31 protein-coding genes and 1 riboswitch are annotated in these 22,637 nt (G+C 71.2%); of the genes, 13 read left to right on the top strand and 18 right to left on the bottom strand.

The window, feature by feature from the left end:
* Positions 1-31 precede the first annotated feature (31 nt).
* The gene (locus ACIGXX_RS31930) at positions 32-1,048 is read left to right on the top strand and encodes an ABC transporter permease (RefSeq protein ID WP_399980791.1); all 1,017 of its coding nucleotides are present in this window, start codon (positions 32-34) and stop codon (positions 1,046-1,048) included.
* A 101-nt stretch (positions 1,049-1,149) separates the two neighbouring features.
* Here the strand turns inward: ACIGXX_RS31930 and ACIGXX_RS31925 are convergent, their stop codons facing one another.
* Positions 1,150-1,437, bottom strand: coding sequence for a type II toxin-antitoxin system Phd/YefM family antitoxin (locus ACIGXX_RS31925; protein ID WP_351164304.1), 288 nt, complete (start codon positions 1,435-1,437; stop codon positions 1,150-1,152).
* Between the two features lie 131 nt (positions 1,438-1,568).
* Positions 1,569-1,892, bottom strand: coding sequence for a helix-turn-helix domain-containing protein (locus tag ACIGXX_RS31920; protein WP_351164302.1), 324 nt, complete (start codon positions 1,890-1,892; stop codon positions 1,569-1,571).
* 133 nt (positions 1,893-2,025) lie between these two features.
* On the opposite strand from ACIGXX_RS31920, the gene ACIGXX_RS31915 reads away from it, so the two are divergent.
* A complete protein-coding gene (locus ACIGXX_RS31915) occupies positions 2,026-2,415 on the top strand; it encodes an ANTAR domain-containing protein (RefSeq protein ID WP_351164301.1) in 390 nt (129 codons plus the stop codon).
* A 165-nt stretch (positions 2,416-2,580) separates the two neighbouring features.
* Positions 2,581-2,874, top strand: coding sequence for a WhiB family transcriptional regulator (locus tag ACIGXX_RS31910; protein ID WP_351164300.1), 294 nt, complete (start codon positions 2,581-2,583; stop codon positions 2,872-2,874).
* Here the strand turns inward: ACIGXX_RS31910 and ACIGXX_RS31905 are convergent.
* From ACIGXX_RS31905 to ACIGXX_RS31845, 13 genes are all read right to left on the bottom strand, one after another.
* Complete coding sequence (locus ACIGXX_RS31905; protein WP_351164299.1) at positions 2,855-3,865, bottom strand: Ppx/GppA family phosphatase; 1,011 nt, start codon at positions 3,863-3,865, stop codon at positions 2,855-2,857. The two genes, ACIGXX_RS31910 and ACIGXX_RS31905, sit on opposite strands and share 20 nt — an antisense overlap.
* A 57-nt stretch (positions 3,866-3,922) precedes the next feature.
* Positions 3,923-4,216: a gas vesicle protein K gene (locus ACIGXX_RS31900; protein ID WP_351164298.1), complete on the bottom strand. Its 294-nt coding sequence runs from the start codon at positions 4,214-4,216 to the stop codon at positions 3,923-3,925.
* Positions 4,213-4,401, bottom strand: a complete 189-nt coding sequence (locus ACIGXX_RS31895) for a gas vesicle protein (protein WP_160509195.1) — start codon at positions 4,399-4,401, stop codon at positions 4,213-4,215. The genes ACIGXX_RS31900 and ACIGXX_RS31895 overlap by 4 nt, the downstream gene beginning before the upstream one ends.
* Positions 4,398-5,198 (bottom strand): GvpL/GvpF family gas vesicle protein, encoded by an 801-nt coding sequence (locus ACIGXX_RS31890; RefSeq protein WP_399980783.1) that lies wholly within the window; start codon positions 5,196-5,198, stop codon positions 4,398-4,400. The genes ACIGXX_RS31895 and ACIGXX_RS31890 overlap by 4 nt, the downstream gene beginning before the upstream one ends.
* On the bottom strand, positions 5,195-5,617 hold the full coding sequence (locus tag ACIGXX_RS31885) for a gas vesicle protein (protein WP_361466851.1): 423 nt from the start codon (positions 5,615-5,617) through the stop codon (positions 5,195-5,197). The genes ACIGXX_RS31890 and ACIGXX_RS31885 overlap by 4 nt, the downstream gene beginning before the upstream one ends.
* Entirely contained in the window at positions 5,614-6,783 is a 1,170-nt protein-coding gene (locus tag ACIGXX_RS31880; RefSeq protein ID WP_399980779.1) for an SRPBCC family protein, read from the bottom strand. The genes ACIGXX_RS31885 and ACIGXX_RS31880 overlap by 4 nt, the downstream gene beginning before the upstream one ends.
* A complete protein-coding gene (locus tag ACIGXX_RS31875; protein ID WP_399980775.1) occupies positions 6,776-7,474 on the bottom strand; it encodes a DNA primase in 699 nt (232 codons plus the stop codon). Before ACIGXX_RS31875 ends, ACIGXX_RS31880 begins: the two co-directional genes overlap by 8 nt.
* Positions 7,471-7,734 (bottom strand): gas vesicle protein GvpG, encoded by a 264-nt coding sequence (locus ACIGXX_RS31870; RefSeq protein ID WP_351164292.1) that lies wholly within the window; start codon positions 7,732-7,734, stop codon positions 7,471-7,473. Before ACIGXX_RS31870 ends, ACIGXX_RS31875 begins: the two co-directional genes overlap by 4 nt.
* Before the next feature lie 3 nt (positions 7,735-7,737).
* Positions 7,738-8,517: a GvpL/GvpF family gas vesicle protein gene (locus ACIGXX_RS31865; RefSeq protein ID WP_351164291.1), complete on the bottom strand. Its 780-nt coding sequence runs from the start codon at positions 8,515-8,517 to the stop codon at positions 7,738-7,740.
* Positions 8,514-8,939 (bottom strand): gas vesicle structural protein GvpA, encoded by a 426-nt coding sequence (locus ACIGXX_RS31860; RefSeq protein WP_351164290.1) that lies wholly within the window; start codon positions 8,937-8,939, stop codon positions 8,514-8,516. Before ACIGXX_RS31860 ends, ACIGXX_RS31865 begins: the two co-directional genes overlap by 4 nt.
* Positions 8,940-9,004: 65 nt before the next feature.
* The gene (locus ACIGXX_RS31855) at positions 9,005-9,379 is read right to left on the bottom strand and encodes a gas vesicle protein (RefSeq protein WP_399981047.1); all 375 of its coding nucleotides are present in this window, start codon (positions 9,377-9,379) and stop codon (positions 9,005-9,007) included.
* Positions 9,380-9,445: 66 nt separating this feature from the next.
* On the bottom strand, positions 9,446-9,919 hold the full coding sequence (locus tag ACIGXX_RS31850) for a phage holin family protein (protein WP_361466841.1): 474 nt from the start codon (positions 9,917-9,919) through the stop codon (positions 9,446-9,448).
* Complete coding sequence (locus tag ACIGXX_RS31845; RefSeq protein ID WP_351164287.1) at positions 9,879-11,411, bottom strand: amidase; 1,533 nt, start codon at positions 11,409-11,411, stop codon at positions 9,879-9,881. Before ACIGXX_RS31845 ends, ACIGXX_RS31850 begins: the two co-directional genes overlap by 41 nt.
* 203 nt (positions 11,412-11,614) lie before the next feature.
* Here ACIGXX_RS31845 and ACIGXX_RS31840 point away from each other — a divergent pair, with 203 nt between their 5' ends.
* The 4 genes from ACIGXX_RS31840 (at position 11,615) to ACIGXX_RS31825 (ending at position 14,264) form a co-directional block, all read left to right on the top strand.
* Positions 11,615-12,250 (top strand): ATP-dependent Clp protease proteolytic subunit, encoded by a 636-nt coding sequence (locus ACIGXX_RS31840; protein ID WP_366463879.1) that lies wholly within the window; start codon positions 11,615-11,617, stop codon positions 12,248-12,250.
* 7 nt (positions 12,251-12,257) lie between these two features.
* Positions 12,258-12,566, top strand: coding sequence for a hypothetical protein (locus ACIGXX_RS31835; protein WP_361466835.1), 309 nt, complete (start codon positions 12,258-12,260; stop codon positions 12,564-12,566).
* 354 nt (positions 12,567-12,920) lie between these two features.
* Positions 12,921-13,094: riboswitch (cyclic di-AMP (ydaO/yuaA leader) on the top strand.
* Positions 13,095-13,096: 2 nt separating this feature from the next.
* Positions 13,097-13,570 carry a C40 family peptidase gene (locus ACIGXX_RS31830; protein ID WP_351164283.1) on the top strand — a complete coding sequence of 158 codons (474 nt, stop codon included), beginning with the start codon at positions 13,097-13,099 and terminating at the stop codon, positions 13,568-13,570.
* A gap of 139 nt (positions 13,571-13,709) precedes the next feature.
* On the top strand, positions 13,710-14,264 hold the full coding sequence (locus ACIGXX_RS31825; protein WP_351164281.1) for a DUF6328 family protein: 555 nt from the start codon (positions 13,710-13,712) through the stop codon (positions 14,262-14,264).
* Here the strand turns inward: ACIGXX_RS31825 and ACIGXX_RS31820 are convergent.
* On the bottom strand, positions 14,242-14,871 hold the full coding sequence (locus ACIGXX_RS31820) for a LysE family transporter (RefSeq protein ID WP_361466830.1): 630 nt from the start codon (positions 14,869-14,871) through the stop codon (positions 14,242-14,244). The genes ACIGXX_RS31825 and ACIGXX_RS31820 overlap by 23 nt on opposite strands.
* A gap of 130 nt (positions 14,872-15,001) precedes the next feature.
* Between ACIGXX_RS31820 and ACIGXX_RS31815 the strand changes: the two genes are divergently transcribed.
* Complete coding sequence (locus ACIGXX_RS31815) at positions 15,002-15,913, top strand: LysR family transcriptional regulator (protein ID WP_351164278.1); 912 nt, start codon at positions 15,002-15,004, stop codon at positions 15,911-15,913.
* Here the strand turns inward: ACIGXX_RS31815 and ACIGXX_RS31810 are convergent.
* Positions 15,902-16,369 (bottom strand): ATP-binding protein, encoded by a 468-nt coding sequence (locus tag ACIGXX_RS31810; protein ID WP_351164277.1) that lies wholly within the window; start codon positions 16,367-16,369, stop codon positions 15,902-15,904. The two genes, ACIGXX_RS31815 and ACIGXX_RS31810, sit on opposite strands and share 12 nt — an antisense overlap.
* Positions 16,370-16,639: 270 nt before the next feature.
* Here ACIGXX_RS31810 and ACIGXX_RS31805 point away from each other — a divergent pair, with 270 nt between their 5' ends.
* Positions 16,640-17,500, top strand: coding sequence for a helix-turn-helix transcriptional regulator (locus ACIGXX_RS31805; RefSeq protein ID WP_351164275.1), 861 nt, complete (start codon positions 16,640-16,642; stop codon positions 17,498-17,500).
* Positions 17,501-17,509: 9 nt separating this feature from the next.
* Entirely contained in the window at positions 17,510-17,734 is a 225-nt protein-coding gene (locus tag ACIGXX_RS31800) for a DUF397 domain-containing protein (RefSeq protein ID WP_249585990.1), read from the top strand.
* Here the strand turns inward: ACIGXX_RS31800 and ACIGXX_RS31795 are convergent, their stop codons facing one another.
* Complete coding sequence (locus tag ACIGXX_RS31795) at positions 17,735-18,877, bottom strand: 8-amino-7-oxononanoate synthase (protein ID WP_361466823.1); 1,143 nt, start codon at positions 18,875-18,877, stop codon at positions 17,735-17,737.
* Between the two features lie 163 nt (positions 18,878-19,040).
* Here ACIGXX_RS31795 and bioB point away from each other — a divergent pair, with 163 nt between their 5' ends.
* From bioB to bioD, 3 genes are read left to right on the top strand one after another with little or no spacing between them, the layout of a single operon-like run.
* Positions 19,041-20,306, top strand: a complete 1,266-nt coding sequence (gene bioB / locus ACIGXX_RS31790) for a biotin synthase BioB (RefSeq protein ID WP_399980762.1) — start codon at positions 19,041-19,043, stop codon at positions 20,304-20,306.
* Positions 20,299-21,588: an adenosylmethionine--8-amino-7-oxononanoate transaminase gene (locus ACIGXX_RS31785; protein WP_366463883.1), complete on the top strand. Its 1,290-nt coding sequence runs from the start codon at positions 20,299-20,301 to the stop codon at positions 21,586-21,588. Before bioB ends, ACIGXX_RS31785 begins: the two co-directional genes overlap by 8 nt.
* A 2-nt stretch (positions 21,589-21,590) precedes the next feature.
* Positions 21,591-22,313: a dethiobiotin synthase gene (gene bioD / locus ACIGXX_RS31780; RefSeq protein ID WP_399980759.1), complete on the top strand. Its 723-nt coding sequence runs from the start codon at positions 21,591-21,593 to the stop codon at positions 22,311-22,313.
* The last annotated feature ends 324 nt before the right edge of the window (positions 22,314-22,637 follow it).

Here is a 22,637-nt window from a genome sequence, read left to right as displayed (position 1 = left end):
AACTCGCGAAGATCCCGAAGGAGCTCAGCTCATGTCCACGTCGGTCGCCACCCCGCCTCCACAGGGCCGCCGCATGGTGGCGGTGGCCCTCCTGGTCTCCGCGCTCGTGGCCCTCGCCCTGTGGGCCTTCGCCTGGCCCGCCGCCAGGACCGCCCCCCGCGACCTGCCACTCGGCGTCGCGGGTCCCGCCGCGGCGGCGGCGCCACTCCAGGCCAAACTCGCCCAGCACGAGGGCGCGTTCGAGATCCATCGGTACGCCGATGAAGCCGCGGCCCGCGACGCCATCGAGGACCGGGCCGTATACGGCGCGGTGGTCGTCACCCCGCGGGGCATGGAACTGCTGACCGCGACGGCCGCGAGCCCGGTGGTCGCCCAGCACCTGGAGCAGGCGGTGGCCGGTCAGGCACCGAAGGGGGCCGAGGTGACCACCACCGACGTGGTGGCCGCGCCCGCGAACGACCCGCGGGGCTCCGCCCTCGGGGCGAGCGTGCTGCCGCTGGTGATCGCGGGGGTCGCGGCCGGTGCGATCGTGACGATGCTCGGCCTGCGCGGCATCCGCGCGGTGGCCTCCCTTGCCCTTGCCGCCGCGCTGGTCGGCGTGGTCGCCGCCGCCGTGACCCACAGCTGGCTCGGCGTACTGACGGGCAACTGGTGGGCGGAGGCAGGGGTGTTGAGCCTCTCGACGCTCGCGGTGGGCGGCATCGTCGCCGGGTGCGCCGCGCTCCTGGGCCCGGCGGGCATCGGGGTCGGCGCGCTGACGATGGTGCTCCTCGGCAACCCGTTCTCCGGCGTGACGTCCGCGCCGCAGCTGCTGCCCGAACCGGTCGGATTCCTCGGCCAGTTGCTGCCGCCCGGCGCCGGGGGCACCCTGCTGCGCTCGGTCTCCTTCTTCGACGGCGCGCGCGTCACGGGCCCCCTCGTCACCCTCGCCGTCTGGGCCCTGCTCGGCCTGACGGCCGTGCTGCTCGGTGCGCTCCGCCGCCGCCCCGCCGCCGCGGCCCGCGACGAGTCGCCGACCGCGGCGAGGGAAGCGGTGCCGGCCGCCTGACCCGGCAGCACACAGGGCCCGGCAGCACACAGAGACGGCCGTACGCCTCCGCTGTAGCGGACGGGGGCGTACGGCCTTTCGCGTACTCAATCGCCCTACGGCTACGTCGCGTTGGGACCGCGGTGCTCGGCGGCGATGCCGAAACCCCGCCGCTCCCCCGCACCGGACGCCGGGGACGAGGTCGAGCGCAGCGCCGACACGGAGCTGACCACCTGCTCCTCCTCCGCGTCCGGCAGCGCCTCGAGCCGTTCCAGGTCGGCGGCGGAGACAAGGGCCACGAGTGGCTTGCCATGGCGGGTGACGACCACCCGCTCACCGCCGTAGACGACGCGGTTGATCAGATCGGCGAGCTCTGCACGGGCTTGCGTCACCGGAATCTCGTAGGCCATGCTCCCCAGCTTAACCGCCGCCCCGCGCCCCGATCCGGCCCGCGCTAGACGGATACGCCGCAGGTCAGGGGCGCACCCGAGGCGGGTGAGCGATGCGGCCGACGCGTCCCGTCGCTCCCCGGCGGCTGCAACTACTGAGGGCCGTCGCCGCGTTCGACGTCATGCTGGGCCAGGAGCGTGAGGAGTTCCGCCACGGCGAGGCCTGATTCGGCGGGGTGACGCAGGATCGTCCCCGCTTCGATGCGGTAGGCGTTGGAGCGGCCCTGGCGTGTGTGGGAGAGATATCCACCCTCCTCCAGATCGGAAACGATCTTCTGTACGGCACGCTCGGTGAGATGGCAGCGCGCGGCGATGTCCCGGATGCGCGTGGCGGGGTCGGCGGCGATCGCGGCCAGCACACGGGCGTGGTTGGTCAGGAACGTCCAACCGACGTGTGGTTCAGGTACTGCACCCATGCCTCCAAGATAGGGCCTTTGATTCACGTATTCAAAAAGACGAACTACATTTCCGGTATCTCTTGACGGGTGAACCCCGCCGGACCCACGCTGAGTGAGGTGACGACGCACGGACGCATACGGAGTGGCCGCCATGACAGAACACGCACTTCCTGCGCCGGTCGCGCAGGACAGCGAAGCCACCCACGCCGCGTCCCCCGCCCTGCCGGGCCATGGCGTCGAGGACGCCCAGCCGGATCCGCGCGTCGAACTGGGTCAGCTGCGGCGGGCCATGCGAACACGGCCCGTCATCGACATGGCCCGCGGCATCCTGATGGCCTCCTTCGGCCTGGGCGCCGACGACGCGTGGAGCGTCCTGGTCTCGGTCTCCCAGAACACGAACACCAAGCTGCATATCGTGGCCGCCGACCTGGTCGGCGCCGCCACGGGAGGCAGGATCCCCAGGCCGCTCCGCCGGCAGCTGGCCGCGGCGGTCGCCCAGCTGCGGCCGCCGACGGTGGCGCCCCACGCCGAGGAGAGATGAGCCCGCAGGAACATGGGCCCCTCCCTTCTCCCGGCTCTCCCGGCTCTCCCGGCTCTCCCGGCTCTCCCGGCGCTCATCGGTTTCCCTCCGCCCGGCGAGGGCACTCGTGCCCCGGTTCCGTACCGGTCCGGACAGAGGCCGACTCCACCCCCGAGGGAGGCGTTGATGGAGTGGATGACAAGCGCGCTCTGCGCGCGCGAGGACCCCGAGCTGTTCTTCCCCGTCAGCGTGAGCGGCCCAGCGCTGCGCGAGGAGCTGGCCGCCAAGCGGGTCTGCCTGCGCTGCCCCGTGCTCCGCCCCTGCCTCACCTGGGCTCTCGACAGCGGGCAGGCCTACGGCGTCTGGGGCGGCACCAGCGCGGAGGAGCGTGCGGCGCTGCGCCGCAAGGGCGACACGAACCACAAGGACGCCAAGGACGGCGTGCCCGCACGCGCACCCCTCAGTTCTGCAGAGCGGTGATCCGCAACGGCACCGAGTGCACCAGGAACTCCGGCGCCGGCTCGCGCTGACTGACCTCCGCCCACCACGCCCCGCCGTCCTCCATGTGCCGCAGCAGCACGCCCTCACGGATGGCCCAGGGGCAGATGGTGACCGACTTGACGCCCGTCAGCTTCATCGCCGTGTGCCCCACGATCGCCCCGGCCAGGCTCTGCACCGCTCGCGGCGCCGACACCCCCGGCAGCCTGGCGCGCTCGGCCGCCGGGAGCGCGGCGAGCCGGTCGCGGCAGGCACGCAGTTCCGCTCGGCTCAACTGCCGGGCCATGAAGGGCCCGTGGCGGCCGGGCGCGGCGCCCCCGAGCCGCGCCAGCTGCTGGAACGTCCGCGACGTGGCCACCGCGGTGCGCGGCCCCTCCCAGCGGATCCGCGCGGCGACGTCCCGCAGCTGGTGGCGCACCTTGCGCCGCAGCGCCTTCACGCTCTGCTCGGTCGGCGGGTCCTGGCCCTCGAAGAACTCCCGGGTCAGCCGGCGCGCGCCCAGGGGCAGCGAGGCCACGTAGTCCGGAAGCCGCCCGCGCCCGAAGGCCACCTCGAGCGAGCCGCCCCCGATGTCGAACAGCGCGAGGGGCCCGGCCCGCCAGCCCATCCACCGGCGGGCCCCCAGGAAGGTGAGTTCGGCCTCCACCTCGCCGGGCATGGTGCACAGCGCCACGCCGGTCTCCTCGCGGGTCGTCCGCAACACGTCAAGCCGGTTGGGCGCACTGCGTACGACGGTCGTGGCGAAGGCGAGCGGCTCCTCCGAACCCCAGCGCCGTGCGGTCGCGGCGGCCTCGGAGACCGCTGTCACCAGCTGCCCCACGGATTCCTCGGGGATCTCCCCGCTCGGCCCGACCTCCTCGGAGAGTCTCAGCTTCCATTTGGCGGTGTGGACCGGCAACGGCACACCGTCCTTCGCGTCCACGACGACCAGCCGGACCGCGTTCGAGCCCACATCCATCACACTCATTCGCATGTGACTCTGAGTACCCATCAGGCCACGCGTCAGTCACTCCGATCGACGCGCGCGGGATCACTCCCTCGGAAGCAGCGACCCCAGCGGCCCGAGGTCCAGATTCAGGTCCTCGGGCCGCAGGCCGTAGCGCTCGCGCAGTTCGGTCATGCGGTCGTCGAGGAGCATGAGGGTGAGCCCGATGCGCTCCTCCTGGTCCTCGCTCAGCTCCCCGGTGTCGAAGCGGCGCACGGCCTGGCGCTCCATGAGCTGGCGCAGGAGTTCCACGACGGTCAGGACGAGCTTGATCAGGTCGCGCTCCACCGTGTCCGGCTCGAGTTCCAGGCGGTTCTTTCCCGGAGTCCGCTCGCTCACAGCAACTCCTCGAAGGGCGATGGCACTTGCTCGTTCACCGAGCTGATGAGTGCGTTCAGATCGATGCGGACGAGATCGACGTCCGCGATGCGCAGGGTGAGGTCACCGGTGATGACGACCCCGCCCGCCAGCAGCCGGTCGAGCAGGTCGACCAAGGCCACCTCCCGGCGTTCGACCACGGTCACAGTCCCGCCTCCCCCGCCGTGCCGCCCGCGGTCTCGTCGCCGTCGGACTCCAGGCCGGCGAAGGAGTAGGCGGCCCACGGTCCGGTAAGTTCCACGCGCATACCGGGCCCCTCGCCCTGCACTCTCTCCACCAGTTCCACGAAGGCCTCGGAGTCCGAACGCGACACCAGATAGGCCGCGTTGAGCACGTTGCGCCCCGACTCCTTGGAGAGCGCGGTGTTCTGCGGGGCGTGCAGCCGGGCGTCCTCCGCGTGTTCGCAGAGCGTGTCGTGCAGCCGCTGGGCGAACTTCTCGGCGCTCTCCCACATCTCTTCGTGAGCCCTGTTGCGCTGACGGCGCTGGCGCAGGTAGTCCCGGCCCGACGCCGCCTTCTGCGGCTCCTGCGCCGGGCGGGCGGGCTCCGCTTCGGCATGGATCTTGACGCCCCACTCCACACGGCCGTCGAGCCGGTCGAGCGTCCGCCGGAACGCGTCCTCCCGCTCCTCCATCATCGCGCGCACGCCCGCGTCGTCCCGGAACACGGTGGCGAGCCGCATCGGCAGCGGTGTGGTGACCGCGGTGAGCGCGTCGATCACCGCCTGGTGGGCACGCGCGGTCGCGCTCAGCCAGTCCAGGTCCTCCAGATGCTGCCGGAGCGGCCCTTCGGCGAAGTCCTCCTCCGGCACGGTGCCGACCACGGCGATCAGGCCGTGGTGCGGCAGCTGACCGGGGGGAGCGCCGTCCACCCCGGTCACCTGCGCCTGGAGCGCCGCGTCGAAGGGGCGGCAGATGGCGTAGACGTACCGCAGTCCGCTCATGTGCTTTCCTCCGTCTTGCGTTGGCCCGTCTTGCGTGGCTCCGTCCTGCGCTCCTCAGGCCTGCCCTGCTCCACCTTGCGCCGCGGCGACTTGCTGCGCTCCGCCCGGCTCTGCTCCAGCTGCTCGAGCTCGGCGACATGGGCACGCAACTCGGCGTTCTCACGTGTGAGTTCCTTGCTGTGTGCGCGGGAGGACAGCTCGGGGTCGTCCTCCCACCAGTCGATCCCCATCTCCTTCGCCTTGTCGACGGAGCAGACGATGAGCCGCAGCTTGATGGTGAGCAGTTCGATGTCGAGCAGGTTGATCCTGATGTCACCCGCGATCACGATGCCCTTGTCGAGCACGCGCTCCAGGATGTCCGCCAGGTTCGCGCCGCCGCCCTGCCCGTACGGCTCCGGGATCCGACTTGGCATGGTCATCGGCGACTCCCGCTCACTGCGGCCTCTTCTTCGTACTTGGCCTCGTCTTCCCCTTCGTCTCCTTCGTCCTCCTCGTCCTGGGCGTACTTCGCCTCGCGCTCGTCCTCTTCCTCGTCCGCGTCCTCCTCGTCCTCTTCTTCCTCCACCTCGCCGTAGGTGTCCCGCTCGTCCTCGTCCTCTTCCGTGCCCTCGTGCTCGTCCTCGTCCTCGTAGGAGTCCTCGGGGTGTTCCTCGTCGCGCTCGTCCTCGTCGTGCTCGTACTCGTCCTCGGCGACGTCCTGCGATTCGCCCTCGTCCTGCTCCTCCGCGAGCGCGTCCTCGTGGCTGACCACGACCTCGCCGTCGCGGATCTCACCGCGCCAGCCGTCCTCCGCCTCACCCTTGATGGTGATGAAGCGCGCGTAGTTCTTCAGGTCGAGCCGCGCCCGGCGGCCCTGGGCGCGCCAGATGTTGCCGGTCTTCTCGAAGAGACCCTTCGGGTAGTACTCCAGGACCAGCAGGACGCGCGTGAGGCTCTCGGCCAGCGAGTGGAAGGAGACGACGCCCTTCGTCGTGCCCTTCGCGCCCTCCGAGGTCCAGGCGATCCGGTCGTCCGCCACCTGTTCGGTGGTGTGGGCCTTCCAACTCCGGCTGGACCAGAAGACCTTGGCCTGCCAGTCGGAGGTGGTGTCGTCGGCGCGGTTCGCGCTCTTGACGCCCTTGGCGAAGTTGCTGAAGTCCTGGTACTGGGTCCACTGGTCGTACGCGGTGCGCAGCGGCACCCCGACGTCCACGAACTCCATGATGACCGTCGGCTTCTTGCCGGCCCCGCCCTTGCGGCGGCCCTTGCCGCCGGTCATGTTCTTGAAGGCGTCGACCACATTGTCCTTGGCCCGTCCGGCGCCGACCTCGATCGCGGACCGGAGCGGCCCCTTGCCCTCGGCCATCTTGCGGCCGCCGTCGAGGGCGAGCTTGGCGAAGCCCGGGCTGTTGCCCTCGGCGATGTCGTTGAGTTTGCCCGTCGTCTGGCCGAGCTTGTGGCCCACACCGACCAGCATGCGCTGGGCCTGGGCGGCGAGATACTCCTGGACCTCCGCCTTGAGCCGGTCGGCGGCCTCGCTCTGCACGATGCCGGTGATGGGGTTGTCCTTGGCCTTGTCTGTCGCGGACTTCAGGGTGTCACTCACTGCGGCCACCCTCCTTCGGCAGCCGGGCGCCGGTGGCGCGGCGCGCGGTGCTCTTCGTCGCGGCCCTGGCGGGGGTCTTCTTCGCCGCCGTCTTCTTCGCGGGGCTCTTCTGGGTCGCCGTCTTACGGGCGGTGCTCCGCTTGGCCGCCGCCTTCTTGGGGGCGGCGCTCTGCTCCGAAGCCTTCTTCCTGGGCCGGCGCTCCTGCTCGGGCTCCGAGTCGTGCTCCGGCTCGTGTTCCGCCTCCGCGGGCTCCTCGCGGTCCCGGTCGTCCGCGTCGTCCGCCTCGTCCTGGTCGTCGTACTCCTCGTACTCGTCGTACGCGTCGTCCGACTCCCGCTCGTCTTCCTTGCCGCGCCCCGGTATGTCCGGCTTCACGCCCGCGAGTTGATCGCGCACGTCCGCCGTCCGACCGTGCAGGCGGTCGGCGAGGCCCGAGATCTGCCGCTCCACCAGTGCCCCGGTGGCGGCCTTGCCGACTCCGCGCAGGTCTCCGCGCAGCTGGTCGCCGATCTCCTTGAACTGCGGGTTGTTCTGGAGCTGTTGCGACACCAGGTCACCCAGGGCACGCGGGCTCAGGTTCATCCGTTTGCCGGCCACCATGGTGCCGACGGCGAACGCCAGCTTCATCTTCTTCGTACGTCCGAGGACGTATCCGGCCCCTACGGCGAGGCCAAGTCCCAGTCGATTCATCGTGTGGTCCCGTTGTCAGTTCCCGCACCGGAGTGCAGGCCTATTTCCAGTCGGTCGAGCAACTCGTCCTCCTGGCGGTCGAATTCCTCCTCACCGATCTCCCCCGACTCGAGCCGCTGCTCGAGAAGGGCGAGTTCGGACCGGACGGTGGCCGGGTCGTAGTAGAGGCGCTCGGCCTCGGCGAGTACCTGGCTCACCGCCCAGAGGCCGCCGCGCACAGGTGCGAACGGCAGCATCAGCACTTCGCCGATCAGTCCCATGCGTTACTCCCGGCCGGCCTGCGAGCCCGCCGACTCCGGCGTGGCTCCCGTCGGCTCGGAGGGCCCGGGCTCGACGAAGCTGTAGGGCGGCAGCGGGCCGTTGACGCGCAGTTCGACGTGCGGGTGCGCCTTGCGGGCTTCCTCGACGGCGGCGAGGAACACCTCGGCCGCATCGCGCTCCACCAGGAACGACAGGTTGGCCAGCCATCCCGTGGACTCCGGGCCCACGCTGACGGCGTGCGCGGCCGGCTCCAGAATGCGGTGCAGCTCCACGGCGTCCTCGGCCTCGCGGCTCTGGAGCGCGGCCACCACCATCTCGCCGAGCTGCAGCTTCTGTTCGTAACTGCCGCCGCCCGCCTGCCGGTTGGCCTCGGCCAGCGCCTGCACCTCGGCGTTGTCGGCCATCACGCGGTGCAGGGCGGCCTGCTCGTCGTGGCTGGCCTTGACGTTGTACTCGACCTTGCCCGCCAGGGTCGCGAGCCGCTCGCGGTAGTGCTCGGCACGTTCGGCGAGCACGCTCGTGACGGACTCGTCGTCCGGGGCGACGTTGCCGAAGCGCATGGGCAGGACCGGACCCGCCGCACCCGCCTCGCTCAGGACGTTCTGGTGGGCCAGCAGGTCGTTGCGCTTGGCGCGCAGCCCCTCGGGGGCCTCACTGACGATCGCCGCCAGGTCGCCTTCCCTGAGGATGCGCACCTGGCGCGCCGGTTTGCCCACGCCGTTCATGCCTTCGGGGAGCGAAGGGTGCGAACTCGCTGCGATGCCATAGACGTACGTGCTCATTCCTGCTCCTCCTTCCTGCGCGACGGGGCGCTCTTGCGGGCACGCGGGCGGGACTCCGCCTGGCCCTCTTCACGCGACTGCTTGAAGGCGTCGGAAATGGTCTCGGCGGCGCCGGACAGCGCGCCCTTGGACTTGCCGCGCGCACCGGACTCGGTGATCTCGCCCACCAGGTCGGGGAGCCCGGGGTCCTTGTGCGGGCCCGACTCCAGGTCGAGGCGGTTGCACGCCTCGGCGAAGCGCAGATAGGTGTCGACGCTGGCGACGACCACACGCACGTCGATCTTCAGGATCTCGATGCCGACGATCGAGACACGCACGAAGGCGTCGATGACGAGACCGCGGTCGAGGACTAGCTCCAGGACGTCGTACAGGCCACTGGAGCCGCCCGATCCGCCGGCTTGCTGTGCAGGGACAACGGTCATGCCGACCGGCCCTCCTTGTCTGGGAAGTCTGTGGATGAACTGCAAAAACCCGTACGGAACGGGCTCTAACGACCGCTGGACTTGGAGTCGGCACGCCCGCGTTCGTAGCGGCGGACGCGTCGGTAGCCCAGGAGCTCGCCCTGTGGGTCGCACTCCACCTGATAGCTCGCGAGGAGACTCATCGTGTCCGGAACCCGGGTAAGTTCCAGGACCTCGATCTCCAACGTCCAGCCGTCATCGGTCTGTTCGAAGGAAGACACGGACTCGGCGGCCATCCCGGTCAGCTCGGCAAGCTGGGTGCGCGCTGTGCGCAGCACCTCCATGGGGCCGGGGCGGCGCTTCGCCCTGCCGCTTTCCGCTTTTTCGGTCGAATCGGTCGAATTGCGCGAGTTCTGCGAACCCGCCTTCTTCTTCTCTGGATCTGACGATGTGTTCAATATGGCCACCTCTTCTTCACGAGTGGCCCGTAATCCGTTGGCCAAACATCTCTCGTCAGGCGTCCCGGCTCACCGGCCCCAACGGTGCGGCACCTCAGGGTCCACACCCGCCCCATGGGCCGCGTCCACGGTCGGCGGCGCCACCGGCCGCTCGGGCGCCGGCGGCGACACGGGCGGAGGAGTCACGGACGGTGTGCCCATGGAGGGCCCGTCCGCGGCAGACCGGTCCACGGCAGGGTGGTCCGCGGAGGGGCGGTCCGCGGAAGGCCGGGCCGCGCTCCGCAGGAAGTAGGCCACGACACCGAGGACCACCGCTGTGATCAGCGCGGCCGCCCAGTCGGGCAGTCCCAGCGCGAGCGCGAGCCCGAAGGCGAGCGCCAGCGCGGCACCCGCATAGAGACCGGCGGCGCCCGCCCCGGCGTACAGCGCGGCCTTGCGGCGCTGCTTGCGTGTCTGTTCCCTCAGCTCGTCGCGCACCGCCTCGCGGGCGGCACGCGTCAGTTCATCGACGAGGCTCTTGTCCAGATGCTCCAAACGATTCATGGCGCCCGAGTACCCGGCCGCCCGGACGCGTAACGCGGCACGGCGGCCGGCGCTCGCCGTGCCGGGTGGCTCGTTCAAAGGCGTGACCGATCTGCAGGACCCGTAGATCGGCACGGTGCGGCCCGACGATCTGGAGCCCGACCGGCAGGCCGCCCGGGGTGAAACCGGCGGGCACGGACAGCGCCGGGCTGCCGGTCGCGGACACCAGGTACGCCGAGCGCATCCAGTCCAGGTAGTCCGCCATCTCCACCCCGTCGACCTTGTCCGGATACTCCAACTCGACAGGGAATGGGACCACTTGACTGGTCGGCAGGATCAGGGCGTCGTACCGCTCGAAGAACGCGCGCACCCGGTGGAAGAGTTCGGCGTGCAGCACGGTGGCCCGCTCCAGGTCGACGCCGGTGAGCGCGCGCCCCTGGCGTACGTTCCGGACCAGGCTGGGCTTCATCCGGTCCGCAGCGGTGTCCAGGAGTCCGCCGAGCGCCAGGTGGAACTGCCAGGCGCGGAAGGTGCGGAACACCTCGTCGGCGCCGGACAGGTCGGGGCACGCCTCCTCGACCGCGCACCCCAGGTCGGCGAAGACCGTGACGGCGGGCGCGAGCACATCGGTGACCTCGCGGTCGACCGGCACCGCTCCTCCCAGGTCGGGCGACCAGGCGATCCGGAGCCCCGTCAGATCCCGGTCCAGCGGCACGCCGAACGCGCTCCCCGGCGTCTCCAGGGCGATCGGCGAGCGCGGGTCGGGCCCGGCGACGACGGAGAGCAGCAGCGCCGCGTCGGCGACCGTGCGCGCCATCGGCCCCTGCACGGCCATCGTCGACCACGGGGCGGTGTCCGGCCAGCTCGGCACCCGGCCCGGCGAGGGACGCAGGCCCACCACGTTGCAGAACGAGGCGGGGTTGCGCAGCGAACCGCCCATGTCGCTGCCGTCGGCCAGGGGGTGCATGCCGCAGGCGAGCGCGGCCGCCGCTCCCCCGCTGCTGCCGCCCGCCGACCGCCGGAGGTCGTACGGATTGCGGGTGGCCCCGAAGACCGGGTTGAAGGTGTGCGAACCGGCCGCGAACTCGGGGACGTTGGTCTTGCCGATGGTGATCGCTCCGGCGGCACGGATGCGCTCGACGATCAGCTCGTCGCGGTCCGGGACGTTGTCCGCGAGCAGCGGCGTCCCGTAGGTGGTGCGGATGCCACGGGTGTCGTGGGTGTCCTTGTGGGCGACGGGCAGCCCGTGCAGCGGGCCGAGCGGTGCGCCGCGCACGGCTTCTTCGTCGGCGGTGCGCGCCTCGTCGAGCGCGCGCTCGGCCGCCAGGGTCACCACGGCGTTCACGGCGCCGTCGGCCTGCTCGATCCGGTCCAGGTGCGCCTGGACGACCTCGCGCGCGGACAGCTCGCGGGTGCGGATCCTGGCGGCGAGTTCGCGGGCGGTGAGGTGGACGAGTTCGGCGGCCTCGGGGACTTGGGGTACTTGAGGAGCCTGGCTGGCTTCAGGACTCATTTCAGGACTCATACGACGCCTTCGGCTCGGGACGGCTGACGACTGGCGACTGGCGACCAACTGCTGACTACTGACTGCTGACTGCTGACCCCGGCGGATCACCCGAGCATTCTCCTCGCCCTGCCACGACGTTACGTACGTCCTGTACATTTTTTACAGGAAGCCTTGGGGAGCAGCCGACCCCGGCAGAGGAGAGACGTGCCATGAACCGACCGTTCGCCCGCCATGTCCTGCCCGAGTTCACCGAGCGCACCGGCTCGGGGCAACGGACTCTCGATCCGTACTCGAAGCTGCTCGACGAGCGCATCGTCTTCCTGGGCACACCGATCGACGACACCTCGGCCAACGACGTGATGGCGCAGTTCATGCACCTCGAGTACCTGGCGCCCGACCGCGACATCTCGCTCTACATCAACTCCCCCGGCGGCTCGTTCAGCGCGATGACGGCGATCTACGACACGATCCAATTCGTCAGCTGCGACGTGGAGACGACCTGTCTGGGCCAGGCCGCGTCGGCGGCCGCCGTCCTGCTCGCGGCGGGCACCCCCGGCAAACGGTTCGCGCTGCCCGGCGCCCGGGTGCTGATCCACCAGCCCTCACTCGCCGAGCCGATCCACGGCCAGGCAACCGACTTGGCGATCCAGGCCGACGAACTCCTGCGCACCCGCGCAAAACTGGAGAAGCTTCTGGTGCAACACACGGGCCGGAGCCCGGAGCGCGTCGCGGCCGACATCGAACGGGACAAGATCCTCACCGCCTCCGAGGCGGTCGAGTACGGCCTGGTGGACCGGATCGTCGCCAACCGCAAGTCGTCCCTGCGCACCCCGGACGCGAGGTGATCCGCCGATGCTGCCGCCCGAACTTCCTCCGCTGCCCGCACTCACCCGCGCCGAGGGCGAGTTGATCGACCGGTATCTCGAAGTGGTCGACCTGCTGGGCCGGATCAACCCCGCCCGCGCCTCGGACACCTACGGCGGACTGCGCGCCGCCCAGGCACTGGTCGGCAGCGCCACCGCCCTGCGGGACGCGCTGACGCTCATGCACCAGCGGGGCGAGAGCGCCGTGCACGCGCCGACGTTGGCCCGGGCGCTGCGTGTGCTGGACGGGGAGCGCCGGGCGGGGCGGGTCACCGTGCCGCCCCCGTCGGCGTTCTGAGCGCCCGTCAACCCCGCACTGACGTCCGAACCGTCCGGGGTTCGGCTCAAACGAACCAAACGGGCTACCTCGTTCGGCGTAGACGATCCTCCCAATTCGAGCTGACCTCAGTTGCGTCAGATGTGTACGCGATGGCCGGAATTCCTCGTTCCGGTGCTGGTCGAACGATCGTCGGGTTACGCGGTCCGATCCCGAATCCGACCGTGTCCACCCGAACGGTTCAGGCGTGAGGAACCTCATAAAAGGCCGTTTCGGCTCGGAATTCGACCCCTTGACGGGTCAAGATCCCTTCCGACGACAAGCCCCCGCCACAGCGGCGGGGCGATCCGGGCGGACGCCGAGTCCTGCCGCCGCCCGGATGACCGGTCGACATCGGTGCATCGGCAGGAGTGGAGGACCCAGGCATGACGGGTCGGTCCGGAAGGTCCGGACAACGACCCTTGGGGTGAAGCCGCACACAGCGGCCGGGCAACTTTGTCAGCCCGAATCCGACAGGTCATCCTTCACAGGCGGCTGACGAAGGGTTGCGCATGACCGCGCTGAATCATGTTCCGTCGCTGCTCACCAGGGCCGGTTCCGTATCGGCCCTCACGCTCGCCGTCGTAGGCGGCACCCTCGTGGCCCCAGGGCTCACGTCGGAAGCAGAGGCCGCGACTCACGGGACGAAAGCGCTCAAGATCGCTGCCTCCAAGAAGGGCTCTCCGTATGGCTACGGAGCGGCGGGGCCGAACCGGTTCGACTGCTCGGGCCTGACGCTCTACTCGTTCAAGCGCACGGGCAAGAAGCTGCCGCGCACCGCCGCGCAGCAGTACAACAAGACCCGTCACATCTCGGCGTCGAAGCGTTCCCGCGGCGACCTGGTCTTCTTCCGCTCCGGCCGGAGCGTCTACCACGTGGGCATCTACGCCGGGAAGGGAAAGATCTGGCACGCGCCCAAGAGGGGGACCGTCGTGCGCCTCGAGAAGATCTGGACGAAGAGCGTCTCGTACGGCCGGGTGCGCTGATCGCCCGTCACTGACCGCCGATCGCAGACCTGTCGGAGGATGGCGGCAGGGGCCGTACGGCCCTTGCCGCCGCTCGACCGGCCCTCTGGTCGGCGCGCCCGCCAGGCGTGGAGCGCGGCGACGCGGATACTCGGACGCCATGTCCGAAAACAATGGTTACCGCTCCACGGGTGAGTCGTCCGACGCACGCAATGAGACACCGATGGAACGCGCCGACCGGAACTTCTCCGAGCTCCTCCAGGAGCTGCGCGTCACGCAGGCCGGAGTGCAGATCCTCTTCGCGTTCCTGCTGACGCTCGCCTTCACCGAGCGCTTTCCCTCGCTCGACACGGTGCAGCGCGCCACGTACGTCACCACGCTGCTGCTCGCCGTCCTGTCCGCCGCACTGTTCACCGCGCCGGCCGCCGTGCACAGATCGCTGTTCGGGCAGCACTCCAAGCCGCGGATCGTGCGGGTGTCGTCCCGGCTGGCCGGCATCGGCATGGCGGTCCTGGTGTTCGCGCTCGCCGGTTCCGTGCTCCTGGTCGTGGACGTGGCGGTGGGCCGCACCGGCGGGATCATCGCGAGTGCGGGCACGCTGCTCGTGTGCGCGGGCCTCTGGGGCCTGCTGCCCGTCCTGGTGCGTGGCCGGGACAAGAACAAGGACTCGGACACCGGCGCGTCGGGCGACATCACGCCGACAGGGCCTCGGTGAGCAGCACCAGGCCGAGGACGCTCAGCGCGACGCCCGTGCCGCCCTCGATCGCGCGGGCCGTACGCGGCCTGCGCAGCCAGTGCCCCAGCCGGTCGACCAGGAGCGCGACGACCGGGAACCACACCAGGGCCAGGGCGACGATGATCGACGCGAGCAGCAGGGTCCTGGGCATGGCTGGGCTGCCCGCGGGCACGAACTGGGGCAGCACGCTGAGGAAGGTGACGGGCGCCTTGGGGTTGAGGGCGTTGGTGAGGAAGCCCTGCCGCAGGCTGCCCCCGGTCGCCGGCTGCTCCCCGCCGTCCGGCGCCCCGAAGCTCGCCACCGGCCGGGCCGCCGACCGCAGCGCGCGGTATCCCAGGTACAGCACATAGGCACCGCCCAGGACCTGTAGCGCCCGGAAGAGGGTGGGGACGGCCGCGAGGACCGCCGCGACCCCGGCCACCGCGAGCGCCGTGTGCACCAGGAGCCCGCCCGCGACGCCGATCGCGCAGGCGACTCCGGCGCGGCGCGACGCGAGCGAGTTGCGCACCACGACGGCGAAGTCTGCGCCCGGCATCGCGACCATGCCCGCGGCGACTCCGGTGAAGGCGACCAGTTGAGCGTCCATGGCCCCCAGCCTGCCGTTCTTCTGCCTTCAGCAGGTATGTGGAATATCCTGGGTCTGCCTTAAGCAGACGTTTAGCCCCACGCCGCCGGACGGCCCCCGCCGCCCGCCGGCTCCTGCACCGGGAGCGACCATGTACGACCCGACACGGCTCGCCGCACTGGTGGCGGTCTCCGAGGCCGGGTCGATCACCCGGGCCGCCGAGCGCCTCGGCTACACCGTGCCCGCCCTCTCCCAGCAGCTGGCCAAGCTCGAACGGGAGGCGGGCACCGCGCTCCTGGTCCGGCACCACCGCGGGGCGCGGCTGACCGGCGCCGGCGAGCTGCTCCTGGCGCGGGCGCGCCGGGTCCTGGACGAGATGGAGCAGGCCCGGCACGAACTGGCCCAGCTGGCGGGCCTGTCCGGGGGCAGGCTGAGCGTGGGGACCTTCACCACCGCCGGGATCCATCTGGTGCCGCCCGCGCTGACCGCGTTCCGCCGCGCCCATCCGGACGTCGATCTGACGGTACGGGGCTATGAACCGCCGCTCGGCATCGCGGCCGTGGCGGCGGGCGAGGTCGACCTGGCCCTCACGCACACGTACGAGCCGGCGGACCCGGTTCCGCTGCCCGCCTCCGTGACCGCTGAGCCGATCCTGGTCGAGGAGCTGGTCCTGGTGACCTCGCCCGGTCACGCGCTCGCGAGCGCCTCGTCGCGGCTGCCCCTGACCGAGCTCGCCGGGCAGCCGCTGATCAGCATGGCGCCGACGCATCCGCCCCGCCAGGGCGTGGAGTCCGCGCTCGTGCGGGCCGGGGCGACGCCCGCGGTCCTGGTCGAGACCCCGGGCTACGCGCTGGTGTGCGCGCTGGTCAGCGCCGGGCTCGGAGTGGCCGTCGTACCGGAGATGGTGGCGCGGACGGCGGCGACGCCGGTGGGGGTCAGGCCGCTGGAGCCGGGGGATCTGCGCCGCACGATCTCGGTCGTCCACCGCACCGACGAGCCGCATCCCGCGGCGGACACCTTCCGGGCCCTGCTCCGGGGCGCCTTCGGACGCTCAGCGGGGTGAGGGCCAGGCCGAGGGGGCCGCGGCCTCGCCTCGGACCGGCGCGGTCCACGGCAGTGCGATCCAGACCGTCTTGCCGCCCTCGGGCGTCGGCGTGACCGACAGCCTGCCGCCGCACTCCATGGTCAGCCAGCGGATGATCACCAGGCCACGGCCGTTGTCCTGCTGGACGGCGGCGGGCAATCGCTTGGGGTAGCGGGGGTGGCTGTCGGTGACCCCGATGCGCAGCTGCTCGTCCCGGTCCAGCTCGACGTCCACCGTGAAGGTGGGCGACTGGCCCCGGGTGTGCTGGACGGCGTTCGTGGCGAGTTCGGAGACGATCAGCCGGACCGTGTCGGCGACTTCGGTGTCGCCCGGCAGGCCCCACTCGGTGAGGACGTTCGAAACGAACTTCCGGGCCGCGGAGACCGAGGCAGGATCGCTCGGCAGGGTGACGGATGCTTCCTGAAGGTCGGCCATGGCGACGTGTCCCTTTCCCACCGGGGCTCGGCTCCGACTCGTAGCGGAAAGCACGAGGACAGTCCCGGAATGGTGCTGCGAGCCACCCTGCCACTCATGGGGTGCTCACAGGGTGCCATCCACCAAGATGTGCATATATCTGTCGCTCGAAGCGGTGAACTCTGCTACGAGAGACCGTATTTGGGTGGGAGGCTGGCGCTTCCCCTACTGTCGCCGGGGAGAGGGCGGCGGGAGGCCGAAAAAGGAGGCTCCGTCCGAAAGGAGACGGACATGCGGTACGGTCCCGCGGTGCGCCGCCGGAAACTCGGCGCCGAACTGCGTGCGCTGCGCACGCACGCCGGGCTCACCAGTGGCCAGGCGGCGGACCGGGTCGGCTGGCATCAGTCGAAGGTGAGCCGGATCGAGACGGGGCGTAGCAGCGTCAAGGCGGCCGACGTACGCCTGCTGCTCGAGGCGTACGAGGTGAAGGACCCCCAACTCCGCCAGCTGCTGGTCGCGCTGGCGGGCTCGGACGACGAAGGCGGTCGCCGCCACTGGTGGCACGCCTACCGCGAGCTGCTGCCGCCCGCCTACCGCGACTTCATCAGCCTGGAGTCACAGGCCTGCCGGATGCGCACCCTGGAGACCACCGTCGTGCCCGGCCTGCTCCAGACGCCGGACTACGCGCGTGCGGTGACGCGGGCCGCCCTTGACGGACTGCCGGACGAGCAGGTGGACACGCTGGTCGAGGTGCGTCTGGCCCGTCAGGACGTGCTGCGCGCGGCTCCGCCGCTGCGACTGAGCGTGATCCTGGACGAGGCGGTGCTGCACCGCCCCGTGGGCGGCCGTCAGGTGCTCGCGGGCCAGTTGAAACGGTTACTGGAAGCCGCACAGTTGCCCCATGTACGACTTCAGGTGTTGCCGTTCGCCGCCGGAGAGCACGTGGGCCTCATCGGATCTTTCGTTATCTTCTCCTTTCCGAACATTGCTGATCTGGATGTGGTTGTTCTAGACCACTTGACGAGTAGCCTCTACCTCGAACGGAAAGAAGACCTCCAGGCATACACGGACGCCTTCAACTCCCTTCAAGGAAAAGCACTTTCACCCGAGGAATCAACGGATCACATCGCCGGGATAGGTGACGGCGCGTAAGGGGGCACCATGACTGCACTGCCTCGGCACGTACCTTCCAGCACATCTCTGCACGGCGCACGGTGGTATCGCAGCAGCCGCAGCAACGGCATGAACAACTGTGTGGAGACAGCCTCGCTCGCTTCAGGGCCGAAGCAGGGGCTGCTCGCCGTACGCGATTCGAAGAACACGGCAGGGCCCGCCCTGCTCTTCTCACCCGCCACATGGGAGGCCTTCGTCCACGGCCTCCGGTGACTACCGGGGTGCGTTGCGGCTGATCACCCGTACGGCATCGGCGATCTGTGCGCCGGTGAGATCCGCTCGGGCGGTCAGCCGCAGCCGCGAGATGCCGTCGGGCACCGACGGCGGACGGAAGCAGCCGACGGCCAGGCCCGCACCCCTGCAGTCGGCGGCCCACCGCACGGCCGCTTCCGGTGACGGCGCGCGCACGGAGACGACGGCGGCGTCGGGACGTACCGCCGAGAGACCTTCCGCCGTGAGGCGTTCATGCAGTTCGGCCGCGACCGCGCGGGCCCGCGCGGCACGCTCGGGCTCCCTGCGCAGCAGCCGCAGGGCGGCCAGCGCCGCACCCGCGGCGGCAGGGGCGAGCCCGGTGTCGAAGATGAAGGTGCGGGCCGCGTTGACCAGATGATCGATGACCTTGGCCGGGCCGAGGACCGCGCCGCCCTGGCTGCCGAAGGACTTGGACAAGGTGACCGTGGCCACCGTGTGGTCCGTGCCCGCGAGTTCGGCCGCCTGCGGGGCACCCCGCCCGCCGTCGCCGAGCACGCCGAGCCCATGGGCGTCGTCGACGATGAGACCGGCGCCGAACTCGTCACAAACGGAAGCGAGTTCGGTCAGTGAAGCCGCGTCGCCGTCGACCGAGAAGACCGTGTCCGACACCACGACCGCGGGACCCGCGTGGCCGTCCAGCGCCTTGCGCACCGCTTCGGGATCGGCGTGCGGCACCACCTGCGTCGTCCCGCGCGCGAGGCGGCAGCCGTCGATCAGCGAGGCGTGGTTGCCCGCGTCCGAGACGATCAGCGAGCCGTGCGGGGCCAGGGCGGTGACGGCGGCGAGGTTCGCGGCGTATCCGGAGGAAAGGACCAGGGCCGCCTCGAAGCCGCAGAACTCGGCCAGCTCCCGCTCGAGTTCCGCGTGCAGTTCGGTGGAGCCCGTCACCAGGCGGGAGCCGGTGGCCCCGCCGCCCCAGCGCCGGGCGGCGGCCGCCGCGCCCTCGGTGATCTCGGGATGCCTGGCCAGGCCCAGGTAGTCGTTGCTCGCCAGGTCGAGAAGGCCGCCCGCGTCGGCGGGGCGGGGGCGCAGGGTGCGGACGAGTCCGGCCTGTGCGCGCAGGCTCGCCTGCTCGTCGATCCAGTCGAACGGCGCGCTCGCCATGGGGGTTCCTCCGGGTCGTCGGGACTGGCCGGTTTGTAGACAGTGCACAGACCCTAGCCGTCCGGCCACCGGGCCAGGATGTGGCAATACCCACACCTCTCAGCGTTTCTGTTGTGCGAAGTCTCCTTGGAAAGGGAGGCTCTCGTACGTAAGGATCAGCGCCATGGATCTGCTGAACACGCTGGTGGACAAGGGGCTTCGGCGCGAGCTGCCGACCCGTGAAGAAGCGCTGGCCGTACTGGCCACTTCCGACGACGAGCTCCTCGACGTGGTCGCCGCCGCCGGGAAGGTACGGCGGCAGTGGTTCGGGCGGCGGGTGAAACTCAACTATCTGGTCAATCTCAAGTCGGGTCTCTGCCCGGAGGACTGCTCGTACTGTTCGCAGCGTCTGGGCTCGACGGCCAGCATCCTCAAGTACACCTGGCTGAAGCCCGACGAGGCCTCGCAGGCCGCCGCTGCCGGGGTCGCGGGCGGCGCCAAGCGGGTCTGCCTGGTCGCGAGCGGCCGTGGTCCGACCGACCGCGACGTCGACCGGGTCTCGAAGACCATCGAGGCGATCAAGGAGCAGAACGAGGACGTCGAGGTGTGCGCGTGCCTCGGGCTCCTCTCCGCCGGCCAGGCGGACAAACTGCGCACGGCGGGCGCGGACGCGTACAACCACAACCTCAATACGTCCGAGGCGACGTACGGCGAGATCACCACCACCCACACGTACGCCGACCGCGTGGACACCGTGCAGCAGGCGCAGGCTGCGGGCCTCTCCGCCTGTTCGGGGCTGATCGCGGGCATGGGCGAGACGGATGAGGACCTGGTGGACGTGGTCTACGCGCTGCGCGACCTCGACCCCGACTCGGTGCCGGTCAACTTCCTGATCCCCTTCGAGGGCACCCCGCTGGCCAAGGAGTGGAACCTCACCCCGCAGCGCTGCCTGCGCATCCTGGCGATGGTCCGCTTCGTCTGCCCCGACGTGGAGGTGCGCATCGCGGGCGGCCGCGAGGTGCACCTGCGCACGATGCAGCCCCTGGCGCTGCACCTCGCCAACTCGATCTTCCTGGGCGACTACCTGACCAGTGAGGGCCAGGCCGGCAAGACCGACCTGGAGATGATCGCGGACGCCGGTTTCGAGGTCGAGGGCGCCGGCACGGTGACGCTGCCGGAGCACCGCGCGGACGCGCTGGCGGCGGCGGGATGCGGGTCGCACGGGAGCGGCGGGGGCGGCTGCGGGCCGCACGAGAACGGCGGGGGCGGCTGTGGGCCGTGCGGCTCGGCCGAGCCCGCGGCTGCCGCCGGGCCCGCGACGTCCTCCGTGCCCGCTCAGGCCGAGGCCGCCGCTGCCGAGGCCGTGGAGGGCGAGACGCCCGAGGCGCGCACGGACCTGGTGGCGGTACGCCGCCGGGGCGCGGGAACGGACCTGGCGCCCAATGCCTGACCTCTCCGTACCCGAACTGCTCGATCTGGACCGGCGCCACGTGTGGCATCCGTACGGCCCCATGCCCGGTCGGCACGAGCCGCTGGTCGTCGAGTCGGCGAGCGGCGTGCGGCTGCGGCTCGCGGGCGACGGGGGCGAGCTGGTCGACGGCATGTCGTCCTGGTGGGCGGCGATCCACGGCTACAACCACCCCGTGCTCAACGACGCGGTCCGCGCTCAGCTGGACCGGATGAGCCACGTCATGTTCGGCGGCCTCACCCATGAGCCCGCCGTCCGCCTGGCGAAGCTCCTCGTCGACATATCGCCGGAGGGCCTCGAGCACGTCTTCCTCGCGGACTCCGGATCGGTGTCGGTCGAGGTCGCGGTCAAGATGTGCCTGCAGCACTGGCGCTCGCTCGGCCGTCCGGCCAAGCGGCGGATGCTGACCTGGCGCGGCGGCTACCACGGGGACACCTGGCAGCCCATGTCGGTGTGCGACCCCCAGGGCGGCATGCACGAGCTGTGGCAGGGGGCGCTGCCCCAGCAGGTGTTCGCGGACGCGCCGCCCGCGGGGTTCGAGGCGTACGACGACGCGTACGCCGACCATCTGCGCGAGATGATCGGGCGCCACGCCGACGAGCTTGCCGCCGTGATCGTGGAGCCGGTGGTGCAGGGCGCGGGCGGTATGCGGTTCCACTCCCCCGTCTATCTGCGGGTGTTGCGGGAGGCCTGCGACGAGCACGACGTCCTGCTCGTGTTCGACGAGATCGCCACGGGGTTCGGCCGCACGGGCGCGCTGTTCGCAGCTGACCACGCGGGGGTCACGCCCGATGTGATGTGCCTGGGCAAGGCGTTGACCGGCGGTTATCTCACGCTGGCGGCGACGCTGTGCACGCCGCGGGTCGCGGACGGCATCTCACAGGGCGAGGTGCCGGTGCTGGCCCACGGCCCGACGTTCATGGGCAATCCGCTCGCCGTCGCGGTGGCCAGCGCCTCGATCGAGCTGCTGCTCGGGCAGGACTGGCGGACCGAGGTCAAGCGCATCGAGGCGGGCCTGCGCGGCACGCTGGCCGAGGCGGCCGCGCTGCCCGGTGTCCGGGACGTACGCGTGCTCGGCGCGATCGGTGTCGTGCAGCTGGACCACGACGTGGACATGGCGGCGGCCACGCGCGCGGCGACGCGTGAGGGGGTGTGGGTGCGGCCGTTCCGCGACCTCATCTACACGATGCCGCCGTTCATCACGAGCGACGACGACGTGGCACGGATCGGACGCGCGGTGTGCGCGGCGGCGAAGGAGGGCTGACGATGACGGTCATCGTGGTGTCGGGCACCGGCACCGAGATCGGCAAGACGATCACTACGGCCGCCGTGGCCGCCCTCGCGCTGGCCGCGGGGCGCAGTGTCGCGGTGCTCAAGCCCGCGCAGACGGGGGTGGCGCCCGGTGAACCGGGCGACGCGCAGGAGGTGACGCGGCTGGCGGGCGACGAGATCACCACCCTCGAACTCGCCCGCTTCCCCGAGCCGTTGGCGCCCAACACCGCCGCCCGGCGGGCGGGCATGGCGCCGGTCCGTCCGTACGAAGTGGCCGACGCGGCACAGAAGTTGGCGGCGGAGCACGACCTGGTCCTGATCGAGGGCGCGGGCGGCCTGCTCGTGCGCTACGACGACGAGGGCGCCTCCCTCGCCGACGCCGCGCGCCTCCTCACGGCTCCGGTTCTTGTGGTCACTCCTGCGGGACTCGGCACCCTGAACATGACGGCACTCACCACGGAGGCACTGCGGGCCCGCGGCCTGGCCCCCCTGGGCGTGACGATCGGCAGCTGGCCCACCACCCCGGACCTGGCGGCCCGCTGCAACCTCGCGGACCTGCCGGAACAGGCGGGCGCACCGCTGCTCGGCGCGGTACCCGAGGGAGCGGGCTCCCTCACCCGCACGGACTTCCGCGCCCGCGCGGGGGGCTGGCTGGCACCGGAACTGGGCGGAGCGTGGGACAGCGCCGCCTTCACGGCGCGGGAGAGGGCGGAATGAGGGAGGCCTGAGGGAGGCCTGAGGGAGCCCGGGCCGGGGGCGACTTGTACGGGACACAGGCGCCACGCACGTCCGAGAGCGTTGGCCCCGAGGGCACCCGACAGCGCCAGGTGCAACCTCCCAAGGCGGGCCGGCAGAGCGGCGCTGCCGGGCGGGGCCGGCCGGAGCGGGCGGATTCTGCCGCGCGCCGGACGCCATGTGCGGACAGGCGCGTGAGCCCCGAGGGCTCCCGGCGGCGTCAGGCGGAGCCTCTTGGCGGGCCGCCCCGGCGTCGGGCGGGTTTCGGGCGCGTGCCGGGCGCTGCTGGAGAGGGGCGCGGGCGGC

This window comes from Streptomyces sp. NPDC055243 (assembly GCF_044544025.1).
GTDB lineage: Bacteria > Actinomycetota > Actinomycetes > Streptomycetales > Streptomycetaceae > Streptomyces.
This window is presented reverse-complemented; position numbering and strand designations above follow the sequence as displayed.

Excerpts from the sequence above, each read along its gene's own strand:
- ACIGXX_RS31860 (WP_351164290.1), bottom strand. The coding sequence starts at position 8,939 with ATGACCGTTGTCCCTGCACAGCAAGCCGGCGGATCGGGCGGCTCCAGT.
- ACIGXX_RS31820 (WP_361466830.1), bottom strand. The coding sequence starts at position 14,871 with ATGGACGCTCAACTGGTCGCCTTCACCGGAGTCGCCGCGGGCATGGTC.
- ACIGXX_RS31870 (WP_351164292.1), bottom strand. The coding sequence starts at position 7,734 with ATGGGACTGATCGGCGAAGTGCTGATGCTGCCGTTCGCACCTGTGCGC.
- bioD (WP_399980759.1), top strand. The coding sequence starts at position 21,591 with ATGACGGTCATCGTGGTGTCGGGCACCGGCACCGAGATCGGCAAGACG.
- ACIGXX_RS31885 (WP_361466851.1), bottom strand. The coding sequence starts at position 5,617 with ATGACCATGCCAAGTCGGATCCCGGAGCCGTACGGGCAGGGCGGCGGC.
- bioB (WP_399980762.1), top strand. The coding sequence starts at position 19,041 with ATGGATCTGCTGAACACGCTGGTGGACAAGGGGCTTCGGCGCGAGCTG.
- ACIGXX_RS31890 (WP_399980783.1), bottom strand. The coding sequence starts at position 5,198 with ATGAGCGGACTGCGGTACGTCTACGCCATCTGCCGCCCCTTCGACGCG.
- ACIGXX_RS31920 (WP_351164302.1), bottom strand. The coding sequence starts at position 1,892 with ATGGGTGCAGTACCTGAACCACACGTCGGTTGGACGTTCCTGACCAAC.
- ACIGXX_RS31915 (WP_351164301.1), top strand. The coding sequence starts at position 2,026 with ATGACAGAACACGCACTTCCTGCGCCGGTCGCGCAGGACAGCGAAGCC.
- ACIGXX_RS31785 (WP_366463883.1), top strand. The coding sequence starts at position 20,299 with ATGCCTGACCTCTCCGTACCCGAACTGCTCGATCTGGACCGGCGCCAC.
- ACIGXX_RS31850 (WP_361466841.1), bottom strand. The coding sequence starts at position 9,919 with ATGAATCGTTTGGAGCATCTGGACAAGAGCCTCGTCGATGAACTGACG.
- ACIGXX_RS31825 (WP_351164281.1), top strand. The coding sequence starts at position 13,710 with ATGTCCGAAAACAATGGTTACCGCTCCACGGGTGAGTCGTCCGACGCA.
- ACIGXX_RS31930 (WP_399980791.1), top strand. The coding sequence starts at position 32 with ATGTCCACGTCGGTCGCCACCCCGCCTCCACAGGGCCGCCGCATGGTG.
- ACIGXX_RS31865 (WP_351164291.1), bottom strand. The coding sequence starts at position 8,517 with ATGAGCACGTACGTCTATGGCATCGCAGCGAGTTCGCACCCTTCGCTC.
- ACIGXX_RS31810 (WP_351164277.1), bottom strand. The coding sequence starts at position 16,369 with ATGGCCGACCTTCAGGAAGCATCCGTCACCCTGCCGAGCGATCCTGCC.
- ACIGXX_RS31830 (WP_351164283.1), top strand. The coding sequence starts at position 13,097 with ATGACCGCGCTGAATCATGTTCCGTCGCTGCTCACCAGGGCCGGTTCC.
- ACIGXX_RS31835 (WP_361466835.1), top strand. The coding sequence starts at position 12,258 with ATGCTGCCGCCCGAACTTCCTCCGCTGCCCGCACTCACCCGCGCCGAG.
- ACIGXX_RS31840 (WP_366463879.1), top strand. The coding sequence starts at position 11,615 with ATGAACCGACCGTTCGCCCGCCATGTCCTGCCCGAGTTCACCGAGCGC.
- ACIGXX_RS31800 (WP_249585990.1), top strand. The coding sequence starts at position 17,510 with ATGACTGCACTGCCTCGGCACGTACCTTCCAGCACATCTCTGCACGGC.
- ACIGXX_RS31905 (WP_351164299.1), bottom strand. The coding sequence starts at position 3,865 with ATGCGAATGAGTGTGATGGATGTGGGCTCGAACGCGGTCCGGCTGGTC.
- ACIGXX_RS31805 (WP_351164275.1), top strand. The coding sequence starts at position 16,640 with ATGCGGTACGGTCCCGCGGTGCGCCGCCGGAAACTCGGCGCCGAACTG.
- ACIGXX_RS31925 (WP_351164304.1), bottom strand. The coding sequence starts at position 1,437 with ATGGCCTACGAGATTCCGGTGACGCAAGCCCGTGCAGAGCTCGCCGAT.
- ACIGXX_RS31815 (WP_351164278.1), top strand. The coding sequence starts at position 15,002 with ATGTACGACCCGACACGGCTCGCCGCACTGGTGGCGGTCTCCGAGGCC.
- ACIGXX_RS31795 (WP_361466823.1), bottom strand. The coding sequence starts at position 18,877 with ATGGCGAGCGCGCCGTTCGACTGGATCGACGAGCAGGCGAGCCTGCGC.
- ACIGXX_RS31875 (WP_399980775.1), bottom strand. The coding sequence starts at position 7,474 with ATGAATCGACTGGGACTTGGCCTCGCCGTAGGGGCCGGATACGTCCTC.
- ACIGXX_RS31845 (WP_351164287.1), bottom strand. The coding sequence starts at position 11,411 with ATGAGTCCTGAAGCCAGCCAGGCTCCTCAAGTACCCCAAGTCCCCGAG.
- ACIGXX_RS31910 (WP_351164300.1), top strand. The coding sequence starts at position 2,581 with ATGGAGTGGATGACAAGCGCGCTCTGCGCGCGCGAGGACCCCGAGCTG.